This is a genomic window from Pseudomonas sp. CDFA 610, assembly GCF_021147865.1.
GTDB lineage: Bacteria > Pseudomonadota > Gammaproteobacteria > Pseudomonadales > Pseudomonadaceae > Aquipseudomonas > Aquipseudomonas alliivorans.
On sequence record NZ_JAGTPM010000001.1, the window covers coordinates 621,515 to 627,283 of the forward strand.

Below are 5,769 nucleotides of genomic sequence, written 5' to 3' on the forward strand. Positions count from 1 at the left end.
TAGGTGCACTGGTGCTGCGTAGTGATCATATGTGTATCAAATGAAATTCTGTGCAGTCAATCTCTTTCCTCGATAAATTTCCTTACGGGCTGATTACCCGTTATGTACCGGATTTTAAGCGATCGTTTGAATCTCAATCCACATCCTGCTTGACACTACGTCGTTAATGTCTGAGAAATAACTGATCGGAATTTCACCGATTGAACATTTGGTCAGTGATATGTGACCCCGGCAGTGGAGCCAAACGCCATGAACACACTTTTCCCGGTGGCTATCGGATGCGATGAAGCAGGTTATGAGCTCAAAGAGTTGTTGAAGCGGCATATCGAGACGCTGGGGCATCCAGTCACCGACTTCGGCACCCACTCGACCGCTCCGGTGCTCTATCCGGACATTGCCCTTGCCGTGGCCACCGCCATCAGTGCCGGGCAACAGCGGCTGGGCATCCTGGTGTGCGGAACGGGAATCGGCATGGCGATCTCGGCCAACAAGGTGTTGGGCATTCGTGCAGCTCAGGCCCACGACACCTACTCGGCAGAGCGGGCGCGCAAGAGCAACGATGCGCAGATCCTGTCCATCGGTGCGCGAGTGATCGGCGCGGAGCTGGCGAAAAGCATCGTCAAGTCGTTCCTGGAGTCGGAGTTCGAAGCGGCGCGCTCGGGCGCCAAGGTCGACCGCATCAGTGCCATCGAGCGCGACGGGCATCAGTAGTGGACGCAGAGGGCCGGGAGTAGAGAGAATGCGCCTTTGACGTCGAAACGGAAGCCCGTCCACATGAGTGACAGTAACCAGCGCATGGCCAGTGACATCGATCTGATGACTGAGGTCGCGATGCTTTATTACCTTGAGAACGTCACTCAGGAAGCCATCGCCAAACGCTTTGACCTGTCCCGTGCAAAAGTCAGTCGATTGCTCAAACGCGCGCGCGACGAAGGTATCGTTGAAGTGCGTGTGCTGCAGCATCCTGCGATGAACAACGAACTGGAGCAGGCGCTGGTCGAGCGCTTTCAACTGGATCGCGCGCTGATTGCCGTCGATCACAGCGACCCCGACACCCAGCGCTCGGCGGTGGCCAGCCTGGTGGCCAACTACCTGAACAAAACGCTGAGTGACGGCATGATCGTCGCCGTCGGTATGGGCCGCAATGTAGGCGCAGTGGCGGACAACGTATTTCTCCCCGTGACTCGCAACTGCACTTTTGTCTGCGCCATTGGCGGTTCTCTCAAGGCAGGCGAGTACATGAACCCCGATCACATCTGCCGCCGTCTGGCGCTGCGTTTTGGTGGCGAAAGCGAAAGCCTGTACGCCCCGGCGCTGGTCGCCAACCCGGAACTGCGCGGCGTGCTGATCAATAACGACACAGTACGCTCGACGCTGGACCGGGCGCGACGTGCCGATATTGCGCTGATCGGTATCGGTGACATGAGTGAGAACAGCAACATGGTGCGCATGGGCTGGTTCTCGCCTCAGGAAATTGCTCAAGCGCGGTTGTCCGGCACCGTGGGCGACATGATGGGCTACGACTTCATCGACATCCACGGTCAGCCCGCGGTCAACGCCATTCAGGGCAGGGTGATCGGATTGACGGTGCAGGAGCTTTTTCGCATCCCGGACGTGGTGGCCATCGCCAGCGAAAATACCAAGGCGGCAGCGACGCTGGGTGCCTTGCGTTCCGGCGTGATCAACACCCTCGCTACCACGGTGACCAACGCGCACACCATCCTGGCGCTGGATGACGCAACGCGCAAAGTATGACGACAGAGCGGATCGCCGCCTTGCCAACACTTCCATAAACCGCTTTACTGCGTTTCAGTGCCGAACATGTATGTCGTCAGACAACTGTTTGTCTGAATAAATGCGGTCTGGCGGAGGGCACCACCACGTCTTCAACGTAGTGCTGTCGCTCGGTAAACACTGGACGGAGGGAGGCGGCTTGCCGGTGATTCAGTCGACGCGGCAAGTCAGGAACATCGCATCATCGTTTATCGCCGGCAAGCCGCTCCCCACAGAAAAGCAGCGTTTCTTCAGCAGGCCATGCGTTGTTTGACAAGCGTCGGCCTGTCGGCGATGGCGTCAGCAGTCGCTTGAAAAACACGCGCTCCACACACGGCTCCAACACATAACAAGACAGGACAAGGACGATGATTTTAAGAGCGACAGGTATCGTGATGGCGATACTGAGCATTGCGCTGCTTTATATGGGGGCGCAACTGGTAGCAGTTGGCGGCTCTGCGGCCTATTCGGTGATTGCCCTGGGCGTGCTGGCAACGGCCGTACTGGTGTTCCTGAAGAAGAAATCGGCGTTGACGCTGTACGCGCTGCTGATGTGGGGGATTCTTCTGTGGATCATCTACGAAGTCGGCTTTGATAAATGGCAGTGGATTCCACGCGGCGACCTGTTCGCGCTGATCGGTTTCTGGCTGGCAATGCCTTGGGTGGTACGCCCGCTGCTGCGCAACCGGACTGTCGACAGCACTCGCGGGTTTCACCCTTTTCTGGGCAGCACTGTCGCCGTCATGGCGCTGATCGTGATTGCGCTCATGTTCTACGATCCCTATGCGGTGAAAGGCCAGACCGGCTCCTCGGCCGCATCACGCACCACCGAGGTCGCAGGCAATGAGTGGGTGGCCTATGGCGGCACCCAAAGTGGTCAGCGTTTCTCGAGTCTGGATCAGATCAATCCGCAGACCATCGATAAGCTGTCGGTGGCCTGGGAATACCACACCGGTGATCTGCGTGACGCAGACAAGGATGCGGGCGAATACACCTTCGAAGCGACGCCGTTGAAGGTCAACGACCGCGTGTATGTGTGCACACCTCATAACGAGGTACACGCTCTGAATCCGGAAAGCGGGAAGCTGGACTGGAAATACACCCCTGATAAGACCCGCTCTTACTTGCAACAGCACCAGACCTGCCGTGGTGTGAGTTACTACGCAGCGCCGACGGCTCAGAATGCGCCGGCAGCGCAGTGCGAAAAACGCATCATCATGGCCACGGCAGACGCCAGGCTGGTTGCGCTCGATGCCGACACCGGCAAGCTCTGCAGCGATTTTGGCAGCAATGGCGTAGTCGATCTGCGCGACAACATGGGCAACGTCCGTCCACATGCCCTGATGCAGACCGCCGCGCCGCTGGTGGCAGGTGATCTCATCGTGCTCGGTGGCTCGGTGATGGACAATGGTTATGACCAGGGCAATCCGTCCGGTGTGATTCGCGCCTACAACGTCACCACCGGCAATCTGGTCTGGAATTTCGATCCCGAAAATCCACAAAACACCGCGCCTGTTTCGGCGGGGCAGAACTATCCGCAGGACACCCCGGTAGCGTGGGCCACGCTGAGTGCCGACCTGAAAAACGGCCTGGTTTACGTGCCGTTCGGCAACGCATCGCCTGACGAAACCGGCACGCGTCGCGACCCGAACGGCAATACCGAAAAATTTCGTGATGCACTGGTGGCGCTGGATCTGAAAACCGGCGCGTTCAAATGGAAATTCCAGACCTCCCACAATGACCTGTGGGATCGCGATAACCCGTCGCAACCTTCGTTGCTTGATCTGGGCAAGGAAGGCAGCAAACAGCCCGCGCTGCTGTTGCCGACCAAGGTGGGGAACATATTTGTGCTCAATCGCCTGACCGGTGAGCCGATCACGCCAGTCGATCAGGCCAGGGTGCAGACAGGCGGTGGCGTGCCGGGTGAACGCTTTGCGCCGACGCAGCCGGTTTCAAGACTCAACTTCATTCCGCCGCCGCTGACCGAGAGGTCGATGTGGGGCGTCACGCCATTTGATCAGATGGCCTGCCGCACCACCTTCAACACGCTGCGCTACGATGGCAACCCATGGACGCCGGCCACCGAGTCCGGCTCGCTGATTTATCCCGGAAACATCGGCGTATTCAATTGGGGCTCCGTGGCGGTCGACCCCGACCGACAGATTCTTGTAGCGACGCCTGTGCGCCTGGCCTACATCTATAACCTGATCAAGCGTCCCGAGCAGGATCAGGAAAAACGCCTGTTCACCAAAGATGGCAAGCCGTATTGGAACGAAAACTTCAACGGCGATTACGCGATCCGTATCTCGCGACTGGCGTCAGGTCTGGGAATCCCTTGCACCGCGCCGCCCTGGGGCAGCATGGTCGGCGTGGACCTGAATACTGGCAAGACCGAATGGAAACGCCGGGTCGGCACCACCAAAAATCTCAAGACCAGCTTCATGGAAGATCGTTTTCCCGTCGGCTTCCCGATGGGCATGGTGGCGCATGGGGGGCCATTGTTGACGGCGGGTGGTTTGATTTTCCACGGGGCGACGGCTGACAATTTCATCCGCGCCTACGACGTGAACACCGGCGAGGTGCTCTGGCAGTATGAATTGCCAGCAGGCGGGCAGGCGACGCCTTCAACCTATACCGGAAGCGATGGCAAGCAATACGTGATCATTTCCGCAGGCGGACACGGTTCCCTGGGCACGACGCTGGGCGACAGTGTGATGGCGTTTCGTTTGAACTGACATGAGGATGTGAGAGGGCACTCGCCGCGCGACAGCGCTGCGTCGAAAACATGGTGAGGCCTTCCGCAGAAGCATTCTCAACAGTCATTATCAAAAAGGGCCATGCGCTGACGCGTCATGGCCCTTTTTTCCTACACAGTAGACAGCGCAGGACTTACGGTCCGGCCATCCATCTCGCCAGACTGTGCCGACCACTGACCCCGAGTTTTGCAGTTGCGCGTTTCAGGTAGGTTTCCACCGAACTGTTCTTGACGTTCAGGCGTCGAGCCATCTCTGCGACCGAGCCGCCGGTCAACAGACCGATGCACACTTCCTGCTCGCGCGCCGACAGCGTGATTGCGTCCTGCGCCAGCCTTCCACTGAACGCTTCATCGATCGAGCCTGGCTCGAATTCGATTTTTTCCGCAGCGGATTGCACCAACAGTTGCGAGTGGTGCTCGACCAGGGGCAACAGCGTGTCCGAGAGGCTTTTGAGCAATGACAACTCGCTCAACGAGAAGGCTTTGGAACCGGCAAGTCGATAGAAGCAAATGATGCGTCGCAGTTCGCCGCTGCTGGACACCAGGCTGCAGACCTGAATGTCACGGCGTGCCGATTTCTGGCCCACAGGCACTCGGGTCTGGACCAGCAAAGAGGCGTCCATGTGCACGATGCTCTGCAGCAAAGATTGCTGGAGGGCTTCAGATGCGCAGATATCGTGCTGCACGCCCGCACCACCCAGACGGGTAATGCGCTCCACTCCTGACTGAGCCTCATCAAGCGCCCACTCGCACAGAACAATCCCCTGAACCGAGACCAGCGTGTCGACCAGTTCCAGCATTTTTCCGGCAAATGAGGCGTTGCCGGTGCTCGAAACCAGTTGCCCCAGTTCCTGATAGAAGCGTGGGTCGTGGCTGGCGTTCGGCGAGCGTGTCGATTTCATCTTTTAGCCTCCTTGACTCTGTCCGTGCATGAGCGCCGTCCTGCGATTGACCTTCGACAGGGTGACGGCAGATACAGCGGATGATTCGGCGTATTCAACCGAAGGATCCTTCCGACGTCTGTAGCAGAAAACAGGGACAGGCTCGCCACCCGATTTCGCACGCGGGGCAGACAAGGTCACGAATCGATGCAAGCAGCATCATGCCGCGCAGGGGGCGAAGCGTCTAGGTTGAGAGGGCGGGTAATGGCTATAAGCCAGCGTCCGGGTTAAGCGGGACATACAGTGTCAACAGGCCAGTGCTTCAATTCCCGACTAAATTTCCAGGAAGGACCTTGAGAC

4 protein-coding genes are annotated in these 5,769 nt (G+C 58.4%); 3 read left to right on the plus strand and 1 reads right to left on the minus strand.

What is annotated here, in order from left to right:
• The first annotated feature begins 249 nt into the window (after positions 1-249).
• The 3 genes from rpiB (at position 250) to KDX39_RS02825 (ending at position 4,508) form a co-directional block, all read left to right on the plus strand.
• Positions 250-711, plus strand: coding sequence for a ribose 5-phosphate isomerase B (gene rpiB / locus KDX39_RS02815; protein WP_184322763.1), 462 nt, complete (start codon positions 250-252; stop codon positions 709-711).
• A gap of 63 nt (positions 712-774) precedes the next feature.
• Positions 775-1,755 (plus strand): sugar-binding transcriptional regulator, encoded by a 981-nt coding sequence (locus KDX39_RS02820; RefSeq protein WP_004885472.1) that lies wholly within the window; start codon positions 775-777, stop codon positions 1,753-1,755.
• A 386-nt stretch (positions 1,756-2,141) separates the two neighbouring features.
• A complete protein-coding gene (locus tag KDX39_RS02825; protein WP_231659297.1) occupies positions 2,142-4,508 on the plus strand; it encodes a membrane-bound PQQ-dependent dehydrogenase, glucose/quinate/shikimate family in 2,367 nt (788 codons plus the stop codon).
• A gap of 154 nt (positions 4,509-4,662) precedes the next feature.
• Here KDX39_RS02825 and KDX39_RS02830 read toward each other — a convergent pair whose 3' ends face one another.
• Entirely contained in the window at positions 4,663-5,430 is a 768-nt protein-coding gene (locus KDX39_RS02830; protein ID WP_231659298.1) for a helix-turn-helix transcriptional regulator, read from the minus strand.
• Positions 5,431-5,769 lie beyond the last annotated feature (339 nt).

Excerpts from the sequence above, each read along its gene's own strand:
- rpiB (WP_184322763.1), top strand. The coding sequence starts at position 250 with ATGAACACACTTTTCCCGGTGGCTATCGGATGCGATGAAGCAGGTTAT.
- KDX39_RS02820 (WP_004885472.1), top strand. The coding sequence starts at position 775 with ATGAGTGACAGTAACCAGCGCATGGCCAGTGACATCGATCTGATGACT.
- KDX39_RS02825 (WP_231659297.1), top strand. The coding sequence starts at position 2,142 with ATGATTTTAAGAGCGACAGGTATCGTGATGGCGATACTGAGCATTGCG.
- KDX39_RS02830 (WP_231659298.1), bottom strand. The coding sequence starts at position 5,430 with ATGAAATCGACACGCTCGCCGAACGCCAGCCACGACCCACGCTTCTAT.